Genomic DNA, 17511 nt, shown 5'->3' with positions numbered 1-17511 from the left:
GCGGCACGCACGTCTAGCGCCGACATATCGGCTCTGCCTGCCAAAGTGCTAATTTCATCAAATTTAGCCGCACGCAGCCTGCGCGTTCGTATCGCGCGCGCCGATTATCACGCGCGATAGTCCGAGCTCCGCCAAAAGCTCGGCGCAAGACGGCGTCTTGCCGCGGTGCGCGCAGGGCTCGAATGCGGCATAGGAGCACACATCTGGTTTTGACATATGTTCGAGCTATGCGCTATTTTCATAAATTAGGCACGATCCGTGTACATGTCGTATAGCGCGCCGTATGCGAAAACGTGTGAGAACGCCGCTCGTAAATTTTATGAAATTTCAAAATTTAATCGAAATCTGATAAAAAAATTTATAAAATAGCTCATCAAATTTCAAAAGGATAAAATTTGCCGATGCCAAAAGACAACGCCGCAAGCCGCAATGAAAACCTGGCTGAAAAGATAGCTCAAAATAACGCTGAGAATAACGCTAAAGGCGAGGCTCAAAATTTCACTGAAAATCAGACTGTAAATAACGCCGAGATTAAAATCAAAGCTGCCGCCGAAAGCGAAGCGGTCGTCAAAAACAAAGCCGAAGCCGCTGCCGAAAATCAAAGTGAAAGCATAGTCGAAACGGGCAAAGCCGCCAGGGCAAATACCGCCGCCGATGAAGCTGATGCAGCTGCGTTAGGCGCTGAAAATCAAAGCAAAAACCGGACCGAAACCGACAAAGTCTCATCTGCTGGTACCTCCGCGCTAGGCGCCGCCGCCGCTTCGGGAGCCGCTGCGGGTATGAAGGCGGGCCTTGCCAAGGCTAGCGGGCGCGCGAAAACGAACAAGATATTTTTTATCGGCGCAACCTTGCTGATGTTTTGCTGCGTGATCTATCTGTTTTCGCCGTTTTTGATGGTGATCGCAATCGGCGTACTGATGGCGGTGGCGACCTCGGGTCTGCACGCTAAAGTAACGAAGCTGTGCCGCGGCAGGCGCACGCTAGCCTCGGTGCTTAGCCTGTTTTTGCTCTGCGCGCTTTTTTTCGTACCCTTCATCTATGCAGTGATCGAGATCGCCAAAAACGCCGCGAACTTCGATATGGCGCGCCTAAACGATGCGCTTAGCTACGTTCAGAGTCTAAACATCAAGCTGCCCGGGCCTTTTGAAAAATTTGATACGCAGTTTCGCTCGTTTTTGGTAAACCTAGACGTCGCGGGCGTGGCGAAGCAGATCATCTCCTACCTCTCGGTCGTCGGGAAATCCAGCGCAAAATTTATCGTCGATATGGTGCTTATCGTCGTGTTTTGCTTTTTTGCATACCTCTACGGTGAGAGCTTCAAGCGCTTTTTTAAAAAAATTCTACCTGTAGAGCCCGCGCAGATCGATTATATCTTTTCCGAGACGGCAAATACGATGAGCGTCGTGTTTTACTCGACCATCTTCAACGCCGTATTGCAGGGCTTTTTATTTTCGATCATCGCGGGGATCTTCGGCTTTGACGCGCTGCTGATGGGGGTGCTTTTCGCCTTCTGCTCGCTCATCCCTGCAGTCGGCGGCGCGCTCATCTACGTGCCCACCGCGCTATACGTACTAGCGGGAGGCAGCACCTCGGGCGCGATCGTGATAATGGCGTATTGCGTGATACTGATCTCGACGCTCGCGGACAGCTTCGTAAAGCCGCTCGTGATAAAATTTATCAACTCGCGTCTAGTCGAAAACCCCGCAAACATCAACGAGATGCTGATCTTCTTCTCGATGCTTTCGGGCATCAGCACGTTTGGGTTCTGGGGCGTGATCTTGGGGCCCGCGATTTTAACGCTATTTATCGCGGTGCTAAATTTATACGATTATCTAAAAAAGATAGAATTCGAGTAGGGCTTGCGCCGCTTGGCGCTTTTAAATTTATGAAAATTTCGCCCGTAAAGCGCAATGCCCAGCACGTCCTTGCAGCTCTCTCGTCCTTGCGATTTTGTCCGCTCGCGCCTTTATGTGGACTTAAAAGCTTTAAATTTAATTTCGGCTGCCGCTCGCACTCTTTAGGCGCCTGTGCTATAAAATTTTAAAATTTAGTTTCGGTGCAAGATTTTTACGCCTAGGAATTTTAAAATTTATGCTCTTATTTTGAAATTTAAAAAATTCTTATCTGCGCCGCAAGGACCGTGCGCCTAACGAAGGGCCGCAATACTAGGGAGTAAATGCGCGCTAAATTTAGCGTGTTTGACGGCGGCGGAGCTCGCTCGATGTTTTACTGCGGCGCATCTTAAGCTACGCGCGGAAGTAGTTTCTGCCGGCGGCTGGCGCCCCGGTCGCCGTATTTTTATAGCGGCACCTCAAGCAGACTAGCCGTCGCGGGGGCGCTTTATTTATAGGCTGCGGCGTCGGACGGCAGTTGCGGCATCTTTTTATGTGGCGTTTGATTTTGATACGGTATGTTTTTTATGCGGCGTAAGGCATCGTCCTGCGCAAAAATTTCATAAATTTAATCCGTCCGCCGTTTTTAAAATTCCGTATCGTCATAGGACTAATTGTAGATTTAAATTTTGCGGCTAAACGTAAGGCAGCGGATCAAAAGCGCAAAAGTCAGTTGGGAGTGCAAAAGCGACGTCGGGCTAGAAAAAACAGGCTAGAAGCGGTAAAGATGAGTTGGAAAAAATTTCAAATTCCGTGGGTGCGGATAAAATTTATACAAAAAATTTTACCGAGTGACACAGAGATTGTCGAAAATATAAAATTTAGACAAAAAGCGCGAATATGGCGGCGGCGGTTTAGACCCGCACCTTGCCGCCGTATTTGATCTGGCTCGGGTCTTTTTCGTCCAGCTCGCGCATTATCTGCTCGCCGTTGTCGGAGTTTGCCGCGGCGATATCTGCGTCCAGATCGGAGTATGAGTAGATCATCATTGCCTCGCTTACGCCTTCTATGGCTTCTATCGCGCGAAATGCGGCGATCTCGTCCTCGAAGCTCTTCGCGCTAATCGTGGCTACTGCCTTGCCGTCCTCGCACGCGACGAACTCGCAGCCGCCGATACTTTGCAGCTCCTTGCGAAACGCCGCTACGTCGGTATTTGCGCCCAGATAAATCACGACGCTTGAAATATTCATTTTAGCCTCCAAAAGTAGATATATCTATTGTACCCCGAGCCTACGAGATAATCTCCTGCGAAAAGCAGATAGTTGATGATATCGTTATCTAGCTCGATGCTGCGGACGATCTCGCCTGCTTTATCGATTACGCGCACGCCGTTATTAACGGTAAAAGCGCCCAGCTCTGGGCTTAACGCCACGGCAAAAACTGCAAAATGGGCGTTATAAAATTTAGCGAAATCGCCGTTTTCGTAGTAGCACGATCTTTCTTTGTCGTTCGAGCCGCTCATCATACGATCGCCAAGCAGCGCCACGGAGTAGATCCCGTCCTTGTGCAGGGATTTTTGGCTCATAAGTTTTTTCGCTTTCGCGTCGAAATAAAATACGATGCCGCCTTCGCACGAGATTAGCAGCGTTCCGCTGGAGCGGTCGTAGGCGCTACCGCCCAAAGACGCGATGGTGAGCTTTTGCTCGAAGCTTACCTTGCCGCTAGGTAGGTCGAAGTATAAAATTTCGCTACCAAGACCTAGCAAAATCACGGTATTTTCGTCGTAGAAATAGACGTTTTTAATCCCCGTCATCGGTAGCTTGTAGTGCGTGATCTTGCCGCCCGCAAACACGCCCAGCATCTTTTCAAACGCGTCGCCGTTATACAAAAATGTGTACTTTTCACCTAGTTTATCGACGTCGAATATGGTAGCGCCCATCGGCTCGTCTAGGTAATTTTTGGACGAGGGCAGGGCGAAAATTAGCGTCTTGGAGATTGCGCTCGATGCGGAATTTAATGCCGTAGAATTTTCAGCAGAATTTTGCTTCGTAGAATTTGCTGCGGTTGAATTTGCTAAAGAATTTACGGCAGCGGAATTTGCGGTGGAATCTCCCGTGGAATTTACGCTCGCTTTTGCATTCAAATTCTGCGCCGCATCGGAATTTATGCTTGCGTTTGCCGCGGAATTTCGATCTGCGAAATTTTGTCCGGCGGCAGAATTTCGCGCGAAATTCTCTGCGGAGCTAATGGTGATTTTATAGAGCTTGCCGTTGTCAAGCCCTGCGTAAATTTCGCCGTTTAGATTTTTTAGCACCGCGACATTTGCGTCAAGCTCTAGTATTAAGCTAGCGTGTTTGATCTTTGCAGGCGCATCTATGCCCACAGCGTCACTAGGTATTGCAACGCCGTTGCCGGCATAGATGAAGCAGGCGCAAAGTAGCAGCGGTGGTAAAAATTTCATCGCGCGCTCCTACTCAACCTCGGCGCCTTGATTTAGCGTATCTATGAGATTAGAAGTGGAATTTGCGTCGCTAAACCTGCTAAAATCGGCTTTGAAATTATTTTTCACTAGCGGATTGGTTTGGGCTTGCGGTACGTGGCATTGAGTGCAGTTGAATCTCTGCTCGGCTAGCGTGCCGTTTAGATCTGCGCCTGTGCGAAAGTCCACCAAGTGGCTTTTTGGAATCGGCGTAGAACCTACATCCTTAGCGACATCGGGCATATGGCAGGTTACGCACATATTGTTATCCTTTGTGATCGGCACGAGCCCCTCTAGGCTGTGCGGTATGAGCGGCGGAGCGTTTTCGAAGCTGCGCTCGATTTTCGAAGCGGCGCCCGGAGCGTCCTCGCTATATTTGAAATCGGGCAGAGAATTTTTATTTTGTGCCGATTCGTCCACGCTTTTTATAAAGCCCAAGCTGTCGGCATCTATAGAAGCCGTCTTGTCCGCGGCAAAGAGCGCCGCACAGCATGCAAGAGCCAAGCCTAAAACCATTTTTTTCATTTTTTCACTCCTAATATACTAAAATTTAACGCATCGTCGTCGCATATGTCGATGCAGCGCCCGCAGCTGATACACTCGCTGTTAACGCGCCCGTTTTCGCGCCCGACCATCTTAAGCACCTGAACTTCGGGACAGACCATTTTGCATTTGCCGCACATCGTGCATTTATCAACCTCGTGGCGAATGCGAATGATGCTAAAATAGCTAAGCGCCGCCCAAAATCCGCCGAGCGGGCATAGCCGCGAGCAGATCGTGCGATCGCCTGCGAAAATTTCAAAAACTACGATTAGTAGCGCGATTGCAAACGCACTAGCACTCAGCGATATGACGGCGCGCGCGAAAAGCGAGATAAAGCTTACGCTCTCAAACGCCGCAAAGCCGAAAGCTCCGCTGCAAATGAGCGCTAGCGCCGCTAGGACGTAGCGAGCCTTGCGGTTTACGCTAACGATCTTAGTCGTTATGCCGAGTCTTTTACGAAGCCACGCGGCAAAATCGGTCAGCAAATTTATCGGGCAAACCCATGAGCAATATACTCGCGGTGCTATAAGCGCATAAAATGCGCCTACGATAACCGCTCCGATAACCGCCGTAGCGCCCAAAGAAAAGCTAGCTAGCAGCATCTGCGCCGTCGCAAACGGATCGCTTAGATTAATCGTGCCGAAAAGTTTCGACGAGCTTAGATTGCCTTTTAGAATTCCGGATAAAATTCCGTTTTCGCTCGCGGCTTTGAAGGCAAAATTATTTCCTAAAATAAAAAGGACTAGAATAGAAATTTGGCTCAAACGCCTTAAAATAGTGTATTTCATTGTCTAGCCCCCTCCATTAGATCCTCCTCGTTTAAGTAGTCCTTGCTCTTTTGCGGATCGAGCTTGATTTTGGTGTCTGCGTCCTTTAGCTTCGCGTCGTCGCCCTTGATCCAGCCTTTGACGTAGTTATCGCTGGAAATTCCTATGACGCGCTCGCGTTCCACGACGCTGATAGCAGCCTTTTTCGTGACGCAGGCATGCTCGCACTTACCGCAACCCGTGCAGTAGTCGCTATCTACGACGGGCACGAGTAGGGCGTGCTTTTCGGTGCGGTTGTTGTGACGGTAATCGATCCTAAGCGCCTTGTCCATTACGGGGCAGTTTCGCACGCACGCGTCGCATTGAATACCGGCATAAGCGATGCAATGTTCGGTATCTATGACCGCAACGCCCATTTTGGATAGACGCACGTTAAGCTTGGAGCCTTCGCTTACTAAGCTTTTATCTAGTGCGTCGCTAGGACAGGCCGCGACGCAAGGTATGTCGTCGCACATATAGCATGGAATTTCGCGCGGGATAAAAAACGGCGTGCCGTTTGCAATAGCATGATCGCAAAAGCTCGCAAGCTTAAGCGTATCAAATGGGCACGCCTCGACACAAAGTCCGCACTTTAGGCATTTGCTAAGAAATTCTTTCTCGCTTATAGCTCCGGGCGGGCGGAGTCTGGCGTGCTCGCTGGAGTTTGCGACTCCGAGCCCCAAAACGCCTACGCCTGCAGCTAAAGAAAGAATACCTAAGACCTCACGCCTATTCATAATTTACGCCTTGTAAATTTTAACCGCGCATTTTTTGTAGTCGGTCTCTTTTGAAAGCGGGCAGGTATGATCGAGCGTGACGCGGTTGATATAAACCTTCTCGTCAAAAAACGGCACAAAGATAAGCCCTTTCGGCGGAATGTTACGTCCGTGGAAGTCCACGCGCGCTTTTACCTTGCCGCGGCGCGACTCGATCCAGACGATCTCGTTTTGTTGCACGCCGATTTTGGCGCCGTCGGCTTCGTTCATATAGCATCTTGCTTCAGGCACCGCGCGATAAAGCTCTGGCACGCGCATAGTCATAGTGCCCGTATGCCAGTGCTCTAGCACGCGACCCGTACATAGCCAGAAAGGATACTCCTCGCTTGGCACTTCTACAGGATCCATATATGGACGGAAGAAAATTTTAGCTTTATTGGCAAGGCTTGTTTTTTCTTCGCCTGAAGTAGCAGATTTCAGATCGCCGCTAGGAAGCGCCGCTTTGGCGTTGCCATAGAAGGCGAAGTCACTATCCGGAGCCGCTTTTTTAGCATAAGGATCGTATTGGGCGTTAAAGCGCCAAAGTGTTTCTTTACCGTCTACGACCGGCCATCTAAGACCGCGCACTCGGTGATATGTATCGAAATCGGCTAGGTCGTGTCCGTGACCGGTGCCGAATTTTCGGTATTCTTCCCATAGATATTTTTGGATGAAAAAGCCATATCCTTTAAATTCTTTGCCGTCGCTGCCGATGACGCCGCGAGAGTCGCCGTTTACTTCGGAGTTGTCGAAGCTTGCCATAATCGGATCTTTTGCCGCGAAAGCTTGAGCGTCTTTGTTTGCAAAAAGCACTTCAAATAGTGTAGTCTCTGGCGTATAGCCGAATTCTGAAATTTTATCCAATACGTTTGGAAGCGTAAGCTTATCATTCACTTTAATCTCGCCCCAGAAATCCTTGAGTTTGAAGCGCTTGGAAAACTCTAGCATCTGCCACGTATCGCTCATCGCGTCGCCCACAGGAAGTACCTGCTGTCTCCACCACTGAGTTCTGCGCTCGGCATTGCCGTATGCGCCCCATTTTTCGTAGATCATCGCCGTAGGCAGGATCAGATCGGCTACCTTCGCGCTTAGTCCCGGATATGGCTCGCTTACTACGATGAAGTTATCCATCTCACGTGCCGCTGCGATCCAATGGTTTGCGTTGGCGATCTGCTGCCACGGGTTGTTGACCTGTACCCATATCCATTTTATCTTGCCGTCTTCGAGATTGCGTAGAGCCTGCACGTAGTGCGCACCCGGTTTTGGGTTTATCGTGCCCTCGGGAAGCTTCCAAATTTTTTCGGAAACCTTTCTGTGAGCCGGATTTGCCACGACCATATCAGCAGGTAGACGGTGAGAAAACGTGCCCACCTCTCTAGCTGTGCCGCAAGCGCTAGGCTGACCGGTAAGCGAAAACGCTCCGCAGCCGGGCTTGGCTTGCTTGCCAAGAAGGAAATGCACCATGTAGCTTTGCTCATTAACCCAGGTTCCCCTTGAGTGCTGATTAAAGCCCATCGTCCAAAAGCTTACTACTTTGCGATTTTTTTCGATGTAATAATCTGCCAGCTGCTTAAGTTTGGTTTTGAATGCTTCTAAATCCTCATCCTCGTTGCCCTTGGCCAAAGGCGCTACGAAATCTAGCGTGTAAGGCTCTAGCGCTTTTTTAAATTCTTCGAAGCTTATGAGCCAGTGAGCATCTGATTTGTCAGAGTGTTTGTTTTCGAGTACGTCGCCCTCTTTCATACCCAGATATGCTAACGTAACGCCCTCGGATTTGCTTAAAATTTTGGATTTTTGCTTAGCCGCGGTGTCAAGCTCGGTCTTGCGGTATTTTTTATGATTTATATCTTCTCGCAAGCCGTAACCGATATCCACAGGGCCGGTAGCGAATACACAGTGCTCTTTAATAAATTTCTCGTCTATCATATCCGGGTGGTTGTAGACGATCTCCCTTGCTATGTAGTTCCATATCGCAAGATCGGTATTTGGACGGAATATAATTTCGATATCGGCGATGTTTGAAGTACGGCTAGAGTAGGTCGAGAGATTTATAACTTTTACGCGGTCCGGGTTGCGAAGCTTGTGGTCGGAGACGCGAGACCAAAGAATCGGGTGCATCTCAGCCATATTCGCGCCCCAAGCGATGATGGTATCGGTTAGCTCGATATCGTCGAAAACACCCGCAGGCTCGTCAATACCGAAGGTTTGCATAAAGCCTACGACGGCGCTGGCCATGCACTGGCGAGCATTAGGATCGAGATTATTGGAGCGAAAGCCCGCCTTTACTAGCTTTGCTGCGGCGTAACCTTCCGGGATCGTGTATTGACCGCTACCAAGTACGGCAAAGCCCTCGGGACCGCCTTCGTTATAAGCTCGCCTAAAATGCTTCTCCATTTCGTCGAACGCTCGTTGCCAGCTGATCTCGATAAATTTTCCCTTTTTGTCGAATTCGCCTTTGGAATTTACGCGTAAAAGAGGCTTGGTAATGCGATCGGCGCCGTACATGATCTTGGCGTTGAAATAGCCTTTGATGCAGTTTAGACCGCGATTTACGGGCGCCAACGGATCGCCTTTGACCGCTACGATCTTACCGTCTTTAGTGGCTACCATAATGCCGCAGCCGGTGCCGCAGAAGCGACAGGCCGCCTTGTCCCAGCGCCAGCCTTTTTCGGCTTCTTCCGCAGCACTAAGACTGCTAGGCAAGCTGATGCCCGCAACGCTACAGGCAGCCGCTGCTGCAGAGCTTTTTATAAAGTCTCGTCTATCCATGAGATTAACCTTTCGTTTAGAATTAATTTCTACTAAGATTTTGAATAATAGCATAAAAAAACAGCTTAGTCTAGATTAAAATCAAAGTTTTTTCTACATAGATTTCAGATATAAGATAATAATTTTATAAATTTTAAATTTAGTGGCTCAAATTTTATCAGGATAGCGAGTTTTTGATAAATTTTAATATAGATTTTCATTTAATTAAATTAATATATTATACCGATAAATTAGCATTAAAATTTCATAAAAATTTAATTGTGCTTTGAAATAAAACGGAGCGTAATAGAATTTCAAAATTCTATTAAAATTATAAAACTTAGCTTAAAAAGCGTCTTTTACGATAAGCGATAAATTTTACACTAAAACGCCGCCATTACCGAAGTAAAAGCGTAAAATTTAACTATTCAATTTAATATGCGATATTTGCATATTGCTTAAATTTTGCTTAAAAAAATTCACTAATTTAAAATTTCTTTTATAATCTAGAAAGTATAATAGCCGTGCAAACCAAAATTCTTGAAAGGAATATTATGCAGTCCAGAGAAAAGATTGTCAAAACGACTTGTCCTTACTGCGGCACCGGCTGTGGTATCGATCTTATCGTAAAAGACGGCAGGATCGTAAACGCACGCCCTACGCAGGCCCACCACGTAAATGACGGCGAGCTATGCTTAAAAGGTATGTTCGGCTGGGAGTTCGTAAACTCTCCGAAACGCCTTGCCAAACCTATGATCCGTAAGAAAAACGGAGTATTTGATAGAAGCGGCAAACTTGAGGAGGTAAGCTTCGAGGAGGCTTATGATTTCGTAGCGTCTAAATTTAAAGAGACCGTCGAAAAACATGGCTCAAACTCGATAATGGGTTTTAGCTCGGCGCGCTCAAACAACGAAGATAACTACATTTTTCAGAAATTTTTCCGCGCTCAGGGCAGTAATAACGTCGATCACTGCGCCCGTCTTTGACACGCTCCTACAGTGGCAGGTCTTGCCAACACGCTAGGAAACGGCACAATGACGAACGATTTGGTAGAATTTGCTACCGATACGGACGTATTTTTGCTCATCGGCACCAACACGAGCGAGTGCCATCCGATCATCGCTATGCAGATGCAGCGAGGCTTGCAGCGCGGCGCTAAGATGATCGTCGTAGATCCGAAGCGCACCGATATGGCGAAAAAAGCGGACATCTATCTGCAAATCCCGGTGGGTGCGAACATTAAGACGCTAAATACCATTATGCACGTTATCATCGCCGAAAATTTGCAAGACGACGAGTTTATCAAAAACTACGCTCACGGCTATGAATATTTAAAAGAAGCGGTTAAGGACTTTACTCCCGAACGCTTCGAGGCTGAGACGGGCGTGAAAAAAGAGCTCATCGTAGAGGCTGCTAGACTTTACGGCAAAGCAGGCACCGCGGCGATCTGCTACACTATGGGTATCACGCAGTTTAGCGACGGTACCTCAAACGTCTTTTCGCTTTCAAATTTAGCTATTTTGACGGGAAATTTAGGTAAAAGAGGCGCAGGCGTAAATCCTTTGCGCGGTCAAAATAACGTCCAGGGCGCATGCGACATGGGCGCGCTACCTAATGTCATCCCGGCAGGCGCGGTAAATTCCGCTTACGCTCAGGAGCAGGCGCGCAGAGTATGGCACTTCGAGCTAAATCCAACTCCAGGCTTTAAGCTTACGATTGCTCCCGATAAGATGGATAGCGGCGAGCTGAAGCTGCTCTACGTTTACGGCGAGAACCCCGTAATGAGCGATCCTTGGACGGAGCACTTCGTGCATGCAACGCACCATCTGGATTGCTTTATCGTGCAGGATCTTTTCTTTACCGAGAGCGCACAGAAGGCCGACGTCGTACTACCTGCTGCCGGCTGGGGCGAGAAGGATGGCACCTTTTTAAACACTTCCCGCCGCGTTCAGCGCACGCGCAAGGCAAGCGAGCCGGCTCCTGGCGTAGAGCCTGATTGGAAGGTCGTTTGCAATATCGCACAAAGAATGGGACTTGAAGGGTTTGATTTTTTAAGCGCGGAAGAAATTTGGAACGAAGTGCGTGCGTTAATGCCTAAATTTTTCGGCGGTATTAGCTACTATAGGCTAGATAAGCTAGGCGGCATAAGCTGGCCATGTCCAGATGAAGATCATCCGGGCACACCGGTGCTTTACGCAGATCATAAATCGATGCTGCCTGACGGTAAATTTAGAATGGTGCCGGTACTTTACGTGGATGATAAAGAGGAGCGCGCTAAAGCTGAGGCGGATTTTAGAGCCAAGATGAAGATCCCGGATGATTATCCGGTAGGAAGCGGCGCGCTTAGCGAGATACCGGATGAAATTTATCCGTGCTTGTTTACGACCGGGCGCAAAGTCTATCACTACCACACCGGCACGATGACGAGAGAGTGCCGCGCGCTGGAATACGGTGCGGGCGCGGAAGGCGCGCTCATCGAGGTAAGCCCCGATATCGCACGCGAACGCGAGCTTACCGAAGGTTGCTACGCGCTCGTCAAAAATAAGCGCGGTCAGATCGCTGCGAAGCTTCGCATAAATCCGGATCTGAAAGAGGGCACGATCTTTACGACCTTCCATTACAGCGAGGCCGACGGCAACGAGCTCGTGCATGCGGGCGATCTGGATCCGCTATCGGGCATCCCGCCGCTAAAAATGACGATCGCAAATATCAGAAAGCTTAGCGAGAGCGAGTTTATCGAGTTCAGAAGACAAAACGAGATGTCGATGCACTCTGAAAAACCTTATCTATCGCCGGTTCATAAGTAGTTTGGGCGGCAAGCTCCGCCCGCTTTGCAAGGATGAAATTTAATCGCGGCTGCACGTAGCGGCAAAATTTGATGAAATTTTATCTTTGCGGGCGCTTCATGGCCGCTTGTGCTCACGGTGCAAGCGGCTCGTGGAATTTTCCACGCGATTTTTTAAATACAAAACTGCGAGTGCTTTAAATTTACGCACGCCGCTTCGGCTTTACTTCGGCGAATTAAGGCTATTTAAGCAAAATTTCACTACGATACGGGCGAAATTAAAATAAGGAAGGTCTATGGAGCCGATTTATAGGGCGGAGATAGTTAAATTTAAAGGAGATGAAAGAAGGATCGTAAGCGATATCTTGGTGCGCGAGATCAAGCTTGAAATTTTACTAAACAGCAAGCGTTTCGGCGCGCTAATGGCGACTCCGAGCGATCAGAAAGCGCTTGCGGTAGGCTATTTGCTTAGCGAAAATTTGATCTCGGACGCAAGCGGTATAAAAAGCATCGAGCTCGCGCCTGACGGACTTAGCGTGAATGTATGCGGCGAGATAAACGAAAAGCGGATAAATAGCTTCGATACCGAAAAAGTCATCATCAGCGGCTGCGGGCGCAGCTCTACCGCAAATATCGATCCTGCAGCTATGGCGGCGCGCAAAGTCCGCTCGGACGCTAAATTTCATAAGAATGAAATTTTAAATTTGATGAGCGAGTTTTACACGCAGTGCGAGCTTTATGAGATGACGGGCTGCGTGCACACCGCAAAGCTCTTTACCGCGGGCGGCGAGTATTTTATCGGCGAGGATATCGCCCAGCACAATACCATCGATAAATCCGTCGGCAAGGCGGTCTTGGCGGGGTGCGATACGCAGGGCTCGCTTCTTTTGGTAAGCGGCAGGCTAAGCTCTGAAATGGTCGCCAAAGCCGTGATGAGCGGCATTAGCGCGCTTGTTTCGCGCACGGCTCCTACGAGCCTCGGCGTCGTGATCGCGCGTAAATTTGATCTTACCCTTTGCGGCTTCGCGCGCGGCGAAAATTTAAACGTCTATAGCGGCGAAGAGAGAATTTTGAGTTAAGAGGGCGGCATGGAGATAGATATCAAGATAGACGATAAAAAAGCAAGCGAGATCAAAAGGCTGATTTTAAATTTACTAAATCCGAGCGGCAAGCTCGATTGCGGCGCGGCGTTTAAGATCGCTGCCAAATTAGGCGTAGATGCAAGCGTCGTAGGAGATCTCGCGGCGCGCGAAGGGATACGGATAGATCGCTGCGAACTCGGTCAATTCGGCAAGCTGCAATGTAGCGGAGGTAGCATAAAAGCGCTGCAAAAGCTAGATCCGCTTTTGGATGAGAAAAGACGGATTTTTTGCCGTGACGCCCGAGCCGTAGCTAGCGGCGGAGTGGGGTTTGATACAGTGCGCTCTACGCTTAAGGAGCACGGCATAGACGTGAAATATTGTCAGCTGGGCTGCTTTAAGGAGAAGAAAGGCAAAAGAATGAGGGTAAAAACAAAAACTTGGATCGAAAATGCGCAGGGCGAGCTCATTTTCGGCAAGGGCAAAACCGAAGTGCTGGACGTGATCGCCCAAACGGGCTCCATCTCTAAGGCCGCCGAGGTTTTGGGGATGAACTATAAAAAGTGCTGGAGCCATCTGCAAATTTTACAAAAAAATCTGCAAGAGGAGCTCTTTAGCACTAAGCAAGGCGGCGGCAATGCCGCAGGCACGACACTAAATGCGCGCGCCTATGAGCTGATCGCCGCGTATAAACAGCTGCAAAGCGATATAGAAAACTACGCAAACGAGCGCTTTAAGGAGCTTTTTTTGAAAAAAGAGGGCGAGAAAGACGCAAGTAAAGCGAAAGATAAAAACCATTAAATTTTAAAGGAGAGAACGATGTTTGTAAAGCTAAACGAACGAACCTATCTAAACAAAGACAGGATCACGCGCATCAAGGTAGATAGCGTCCAAGACGGTATCAGAATTCGCTTCTACGAGGGGCAGTTTCAAGTCGCCAAAAGCGGCAGATTTGAAAGCGAAGAAAAAGCGATGGAGTGGTTGCAGAAAAATTTTATCGGCAAATAGGCGCAAAGCGCGCTTTATGACCGCGCGAGCAGCTTGCGAACAGATCCGCAAAATACGCTCTTCGTGATACGGTAGCGACTTGCCGCTCATTAGCACTACGATGATTTTCGGGTTTGTGCTTTTAAGAAGAGCCTACGCAAAGATGTTGCAGTAAATTTACGGCGAACGAGCTTCGGATATAGAGCCTAGCGTAGTGTGTAAATAGAGGATGTAGCTACGCAAATAAGGTCTATGACGGCATTCGTTCGCCAAATTTACTTGAAAGATTCATCATTTTAACCCTGTCAACGGCATTTTTCGGTCAGTTTTGCTTATCGTGCCTATATAGTATTTATATTTTATTAAGTACTCATTGGATATAGTCGCGAGCAAAATTTTAAGGGGAAATTTTGAAAAGCTTCAAACTTCGGTTTATTTACGCTATCTGCGTGGTGGTCGTATGTGCGCTGTATCTATTAGCCGAAAGATCGGGTCTTGTGGAGCGCAAACAAACCCATTTTACCGTTACTTCAGATACAAACGTCTCAAAAGTGCCGGGTCTTAGCAAATACGTAACTCAAGAAGAGGTCGATAGCTTTGCGTTTCGCTACTGGGATATAGATTACAATTCAAATCCGAAAAACGTATTTAAAGAACCCACCATTGACGTAGAGCTAAAAAGACTTTTAAAAAGCAAGCAAACTGATAAAATTTTAAAATTTATGAAAGATAATAATTTATCTGTCGATCATACTATGCACGGAGGGGTAACACCCGTAATGTATTCTAGCTTTTGGGATGATACAAATACCACTCAAGAGCTTATAAAGCTAGGTGCGGATATACATAAAAAAGATGAATACAAGCTATCCGCTATGGCTTATGCGATAGAAAACAATGCTACTAAAGCAGTAAGACTACTTTTGGATAACGGCGTTAAATTTGAAGAAGTCAAAATGGTGCAGGGCTATATAGTTTGCCCTAGATATTCTGACGACACCGAAATCATAGTTGGCAACAATATAGATATAAAATTACGTACTGAGTGTCTAATCAATCATGATCACTCAAAAGATCCTGTTTATCCATTAAACTATGCAATATATAGTAACCTTATAGAAATTGCCGATATGATGCTACAAAGAGGTATGAAACCGAAAGCATATGAAGGTCCTTTGTATTATTTAAGTAATAGCAGCATTCCATTTCAGCGAAAAGAAATATTTAAAAGATCTATTTATACTTTTCTTCCGCGGGATATGATGTATAAAGATAAATTAAAATTATTAATAAAACATAATATAGATGGCTTGCCTGATAAAGATGACTTTATTGTAGCCCGCAACAATTGTCTGAATAATACAGCCATGTCTATAAAAGAGAAGGAGTCTTACATAAACCATATGAATGATTACTGCTATGGAGAGAAGATTTTAGAATCATACGATTGGGCTCTTCGAGGCAGATGGGAAGTTAAAAATAACGAAGAAAAAGATAAAGGAACCGATAGATACTGGAAAGAAAAAGATTTTATAAAATTTTTCGGCTATATGCCAAATGATAAAAAATGTACTAAGCTAGAACCGGATATTAAAATATTAAATTTCTACAATATGAAAATAGATAGATATAAAGCTCTTTGCGGCAATGGGCTAAGTGATGAAGAGATTTTGCAAAAAAACAGCCTTAAAGATAAAAATAGTACCGAGGCATTCGACATTGAGACATTTTTTAAATATTTAAATTTTGAGGAAATGCTAGAGGAAGCGAAAGTGAAAATTCTACATAACGGCGAGAAAATAGATATAAAAGATTATGCCGAAATTCTAAGACAAGAAGCGGCTAAAAAACTAGATAGTAATCAATAAATTTGAAGGAGTAAAACTATATAGCATCAGAAATTAAGTGATATAGTGGGCAAAGCTTTTCTAAATTCTCATTAAAATTCCTTCCTGCCAGGCCGTAAAGCTTTAAATTAATCCAAATTTCACTATAATTAATCACTTAAATTTTAAAGGCCGCAAATGCTAAGCTTAGACGAAATTCGAAAAAATATCATCCTAAAACAAGGCGTGCACTATTTTGATTTCGCGGCTTCGGGGCTTGCTTATGAGCCCGTAGAGCGCGAGATAGCGGACGTCCTCAAAACCTACGCCAACACCCACTCCGACAGTAGCTCTAGCGCCATCATCACGCAGCGGCGCTACGAGGGCGCGCGAGAGAGCCTGAAAAAGCTGCTGGGGCTTGACGAGCGGTTTTGTCTCATCGCCTGCGGGCAGGGCGCGACGGCCGCGATCAAGAAATTTCAGGAGCTGCTCGGCATCTACCTGCCGCCTGCGACCAGAGGCGCGATCGGCGAGGCAAATTTACGCGCCGCGCAGCTTCCGCTCGTACTCGTTTCGCCCTACGAACACCACTCAAACGAGCTTAGCTTTCGCGAGGGGCTTTGCGACTACCTGCGCGTGCCGCTTAGCGAGTCCGGCGAGATCGATCTGCTTGCACTCGAGCGCATACTGAAGCTAAACGCCGGACGCCGTATCATCGGCTCGTTTAGCGCCGCCTCAAACGTCACGGGCGTCGTCAGCGACTACAAAAAAATCAGCGAGCTAATCAGAGCCGCGGGCGGCATCGTCGCCTTTGACTGCGCGGCGCTGAGCTCGCACGCAAATTTAGACTGCGATTACTTCGACGCGATTTTCCTATCGCCGCATAAGCTATTAGGAGGACCTGCTAGCTGCGGGCTTTTGGCGATCAAAAAGGAGCTTCTAAATAGCGATGTGCCGACATTTGCCGCGGGTGGGACGGTCGCCTACGCCAGCCGCGAAGGGCACGTGTTTTTGAAAAATCCTGAGCAGCTAGAGGAAGGCGGTACGCCGCCTATCATCGGGCTTGTGCGGGCAAATTTGGCCTACGCGCTGCGAAACGAGGTGGGTTTTGAGAGGATAAAAAGCATCGAGGACGAGCTAGCGCGGCTTTTTGAGAGCGAGCTAGCAGGCATTGACGAGATCATAAACTACGCTCCAAAGGGCGCGCCGCGGCTGCCGATTTTTTCCTTTAACGTGCGCGGCGTTTCGGCGTATGATTTTGCCGCAAGCCTTAGCAACGACTTCGGCATCCAGACGCGCGCGGGCGTGATGTGCGCAGGCCCGTACGCTCACGATCTGCTGGGTATCAAGGAGGGTCGCATGCCAGAAGCCAAGCCCGGCTTCGTGCGCGTGAGCCTGCACTATACGCACACCGAGCAAGACGTGCTATATCTAGTTGGCGCGATAAAATCCTGCATCAAAAATCACCGCGAGCTTTGGGGCGAGGAAAAGGCGATGTATGAGATGTTTGGCGGGAAGATTTAAGCAGCGAGAGGCTAGGGCTCTGCCGCTTTTTTTAGCTCGTGAAATTTTATAAAATCCCGCGCCGTTTTTAAAATTTATCGGAATTCTACGCCGTCTGCTTGGAATTTTACGCGGGTTTTGCGCCGCAGAATTCTTACCATCGTTCCG

Annotated in this window: 14 protein-coding genes; 7 read left to right on the top strand and 7 right to left on the bottom strand. The window is 47.8% G+C overall.

The window, feature by feature from the left end:
- Positions 1-63: 63 nt before the first annotated feature.
- Positions 64-216 (bottom strand): hypothetical protein, encoded by a 153-nt coding sequence (locus tag Q0380_RS07785; RefSeq protein ID WP_366806666.1) that lies wholly within the window; start codon positions 214-216, stop codon positions 64-66.
- Positions 217-401: 185 nt separating this feature from the next.
- On the opposite strand from Q0380_RS07785, the gene Q0380_RS07780 reads away from it, so the two are divergent.
- Complete coding sequence (locus Q0380_RS07780) at positions 402-1856, top strand: AI-2E family transporter (protein ID WP_298962293.1); 1455 nt, start codon at positions 402-404, stop codon at positions 1854-1856.
- A gap of 890 nt (positions 1857-2746) precedes the next feature.
- On the opposite strand, the gene Q0380_RS07775 is transcribed toward Q0380_RS07780, so the two are convergent.
- Genes Q0380_RS07775 through napA form a run of 6 tightly spaced genes read right to left on the bottom strand, consistent with a single transcriptional unit; the run spans position 2747 to position 9184 of the window.
- Positions 2747-3082: a chaperone NapD gene (locus Q0380_RS07775; protein ID WP_298962290.1), complete on the bottom strand. Its 336-nt coding sequence runs from the start codon at positions 3080-3082 to the stop codon at positions 2747-2749.
- Entirely contained in the window at positions 3079-4293 is a 1215-nt protein-coding gene (locus Q0380_RS07770) for a hypothetical protein (protein WP_298962255.1), read from the bottom strand. The genes Q0380_RS07775 and Q0380_RS07770 overlap by 4 nt, the downstream gene beginning before the upstream one ends.
- 9 nt (positions 4294-4302) lie before the next feature.
- The gene (locus tag Q0380_RS07765) at positions 4303-4836 is read right to left on the bottom strand and encodes a nitrate reductase cytochrome c-type subunit (protein ID WP_297942089.1); all 534 of its coding nucleotides are present in this window, start codon (positions 4834-4836) and stop codon (positions 4303-4305) included.
- The gene (gene napH / locus Q0380_RS07760) at positions 4833-5642 is read right to left on the bottom strand and encodes a quinol dehydrogenase ferredoxin subunit NapH (RefSeq protein ID WP_298962252.1); all 810 of its coding nucleotides are present in this window, start codon (positions 5640-5642) and stop codon (positions 4833-4835) included. Before napH ends, Q0380_RS07765 begins: the two co-directional genes overlap by 4 nt.
- Positions 5639-6397 carry a ferredoxin-type protein NapG gene (gene napG, locus Q0380_RS07755; RefSeq protein WP_298962249.1) on the bottom strand — a complete coding sequence of 253 codons (759 nt, stop codon included), beginning with the start codon at positions 6395-6397 and terminating at the stop codon, positions 5639-5641. The genes napH and napG overlap by 4 nt, the downstream gene beginning before the upstream one ends.
- A 3-nt stretch (positions 6398-6400) precedes the next feature.
- Complete coding sequence (gene napA / locus Q0380_RS07750; protein ID WP_298962247.1) at positions 6401-9184, bottom strand: nitrate reductase catalytic subunit NapA; 2784 nt, start codon at positions 9182-9184, stop codon at positions 6401-6403.
- 533 nt (positions 9185-9717) lie between these two features.
- On the opposite strand from napA, the gene Q0380_RS07745 reads away from it, so the two are divergent.
- From Q0380_RS07745 to Q0380_RS07720, 6 genes are all read left to right on the top strand, one after another.
- Positions 9718-11970 carry a molybdopterin-dependent oxidoreductase gene (locus Q0380_RS07745; RefSeq protein ID WP_298962243.1) on the top strand — a complete coding sequence of 751 codons (2253 nt, stop codon included), beginning with the start codon at positions 9718-9720 and terminating at the stop codon, positions 11968-11970.
- A 274-nt stretch (positions 11971-12244) separates the two neighbouring features.
- A complete protein-coding gene (gene fdhD / locus Q0380_RS07740; RefSeq protein ID WP_298962241.1) occupies positions 12245-13027 on the top strand; it encodes a formate dehydrogenase accessory sulfurtransferase FdhD in 783 nt (260 codons plus the stop codon).
- A gap of 9 nt (positions 13028-13036) precedes the next feature.
- The gene (locus tag Q0380_RS07735; protein ID WP_298962238.1) at positions 13037-13828 is read left to right on the top strand and encodes a LysR family transcriptional regulator; all 792 of its coding nucleotides are present in this window, start codon (positions 13037-13039) and stop codon (positions 13826-13828) included.
- Between the two features lie 18 nt (positions 13829-13846).
- Complete coding sequence (locus Q0380_RS07730) at positions 13847-14035, top strand: sodium-dependent tyrosine transporter (RefSeq protein WP_177388229.1); 189 nt, start codon at positions 13847-13849, stop codon at positions 14033-14035.
- Between the two features lie 389 nt (positions 14036-14424).
- Positions 14425-15882 (top strand): ankyrin repeat domain-containing protein, encoded by a 1458-nt coding sequence (locus Q0380_RS07725; RefSeq protein ID WP_298962234.1) that lies wholly within the window; start codon positions 14425-14427, stop codon positions 15880-15882.
- 156 nt (positions 15883-16038) lie between these two features.
- Positions 16039-17364 (top strand): aminotransferase class V-fold PLP-dependent enzyme, encoded by a 1326-nt coding sequence (locus tag Q0380_RS07720; RefSeq protein WP_298962232.1) that lies wholly within the window; start codon positions 16039-16041, stop codon positions 17362-17364.
- The last annotated feature ends 147 nt before the right edge of the window (positions 17365-17511 follow it).

It is taken from the genome of uncultured Campylobacter sp. (assembly GCF_937959485.1).
In the GTDB taxonomy this organism is placed as follows: domain Bacteria; phylum Campylobacterota; class Campylobacteria; order Campylobacterales; family Campylobacteraceae; genus Campylobacter_B.
This window is presented reverse-complemented; position numbering and strand designations above follow the sequence as displayed.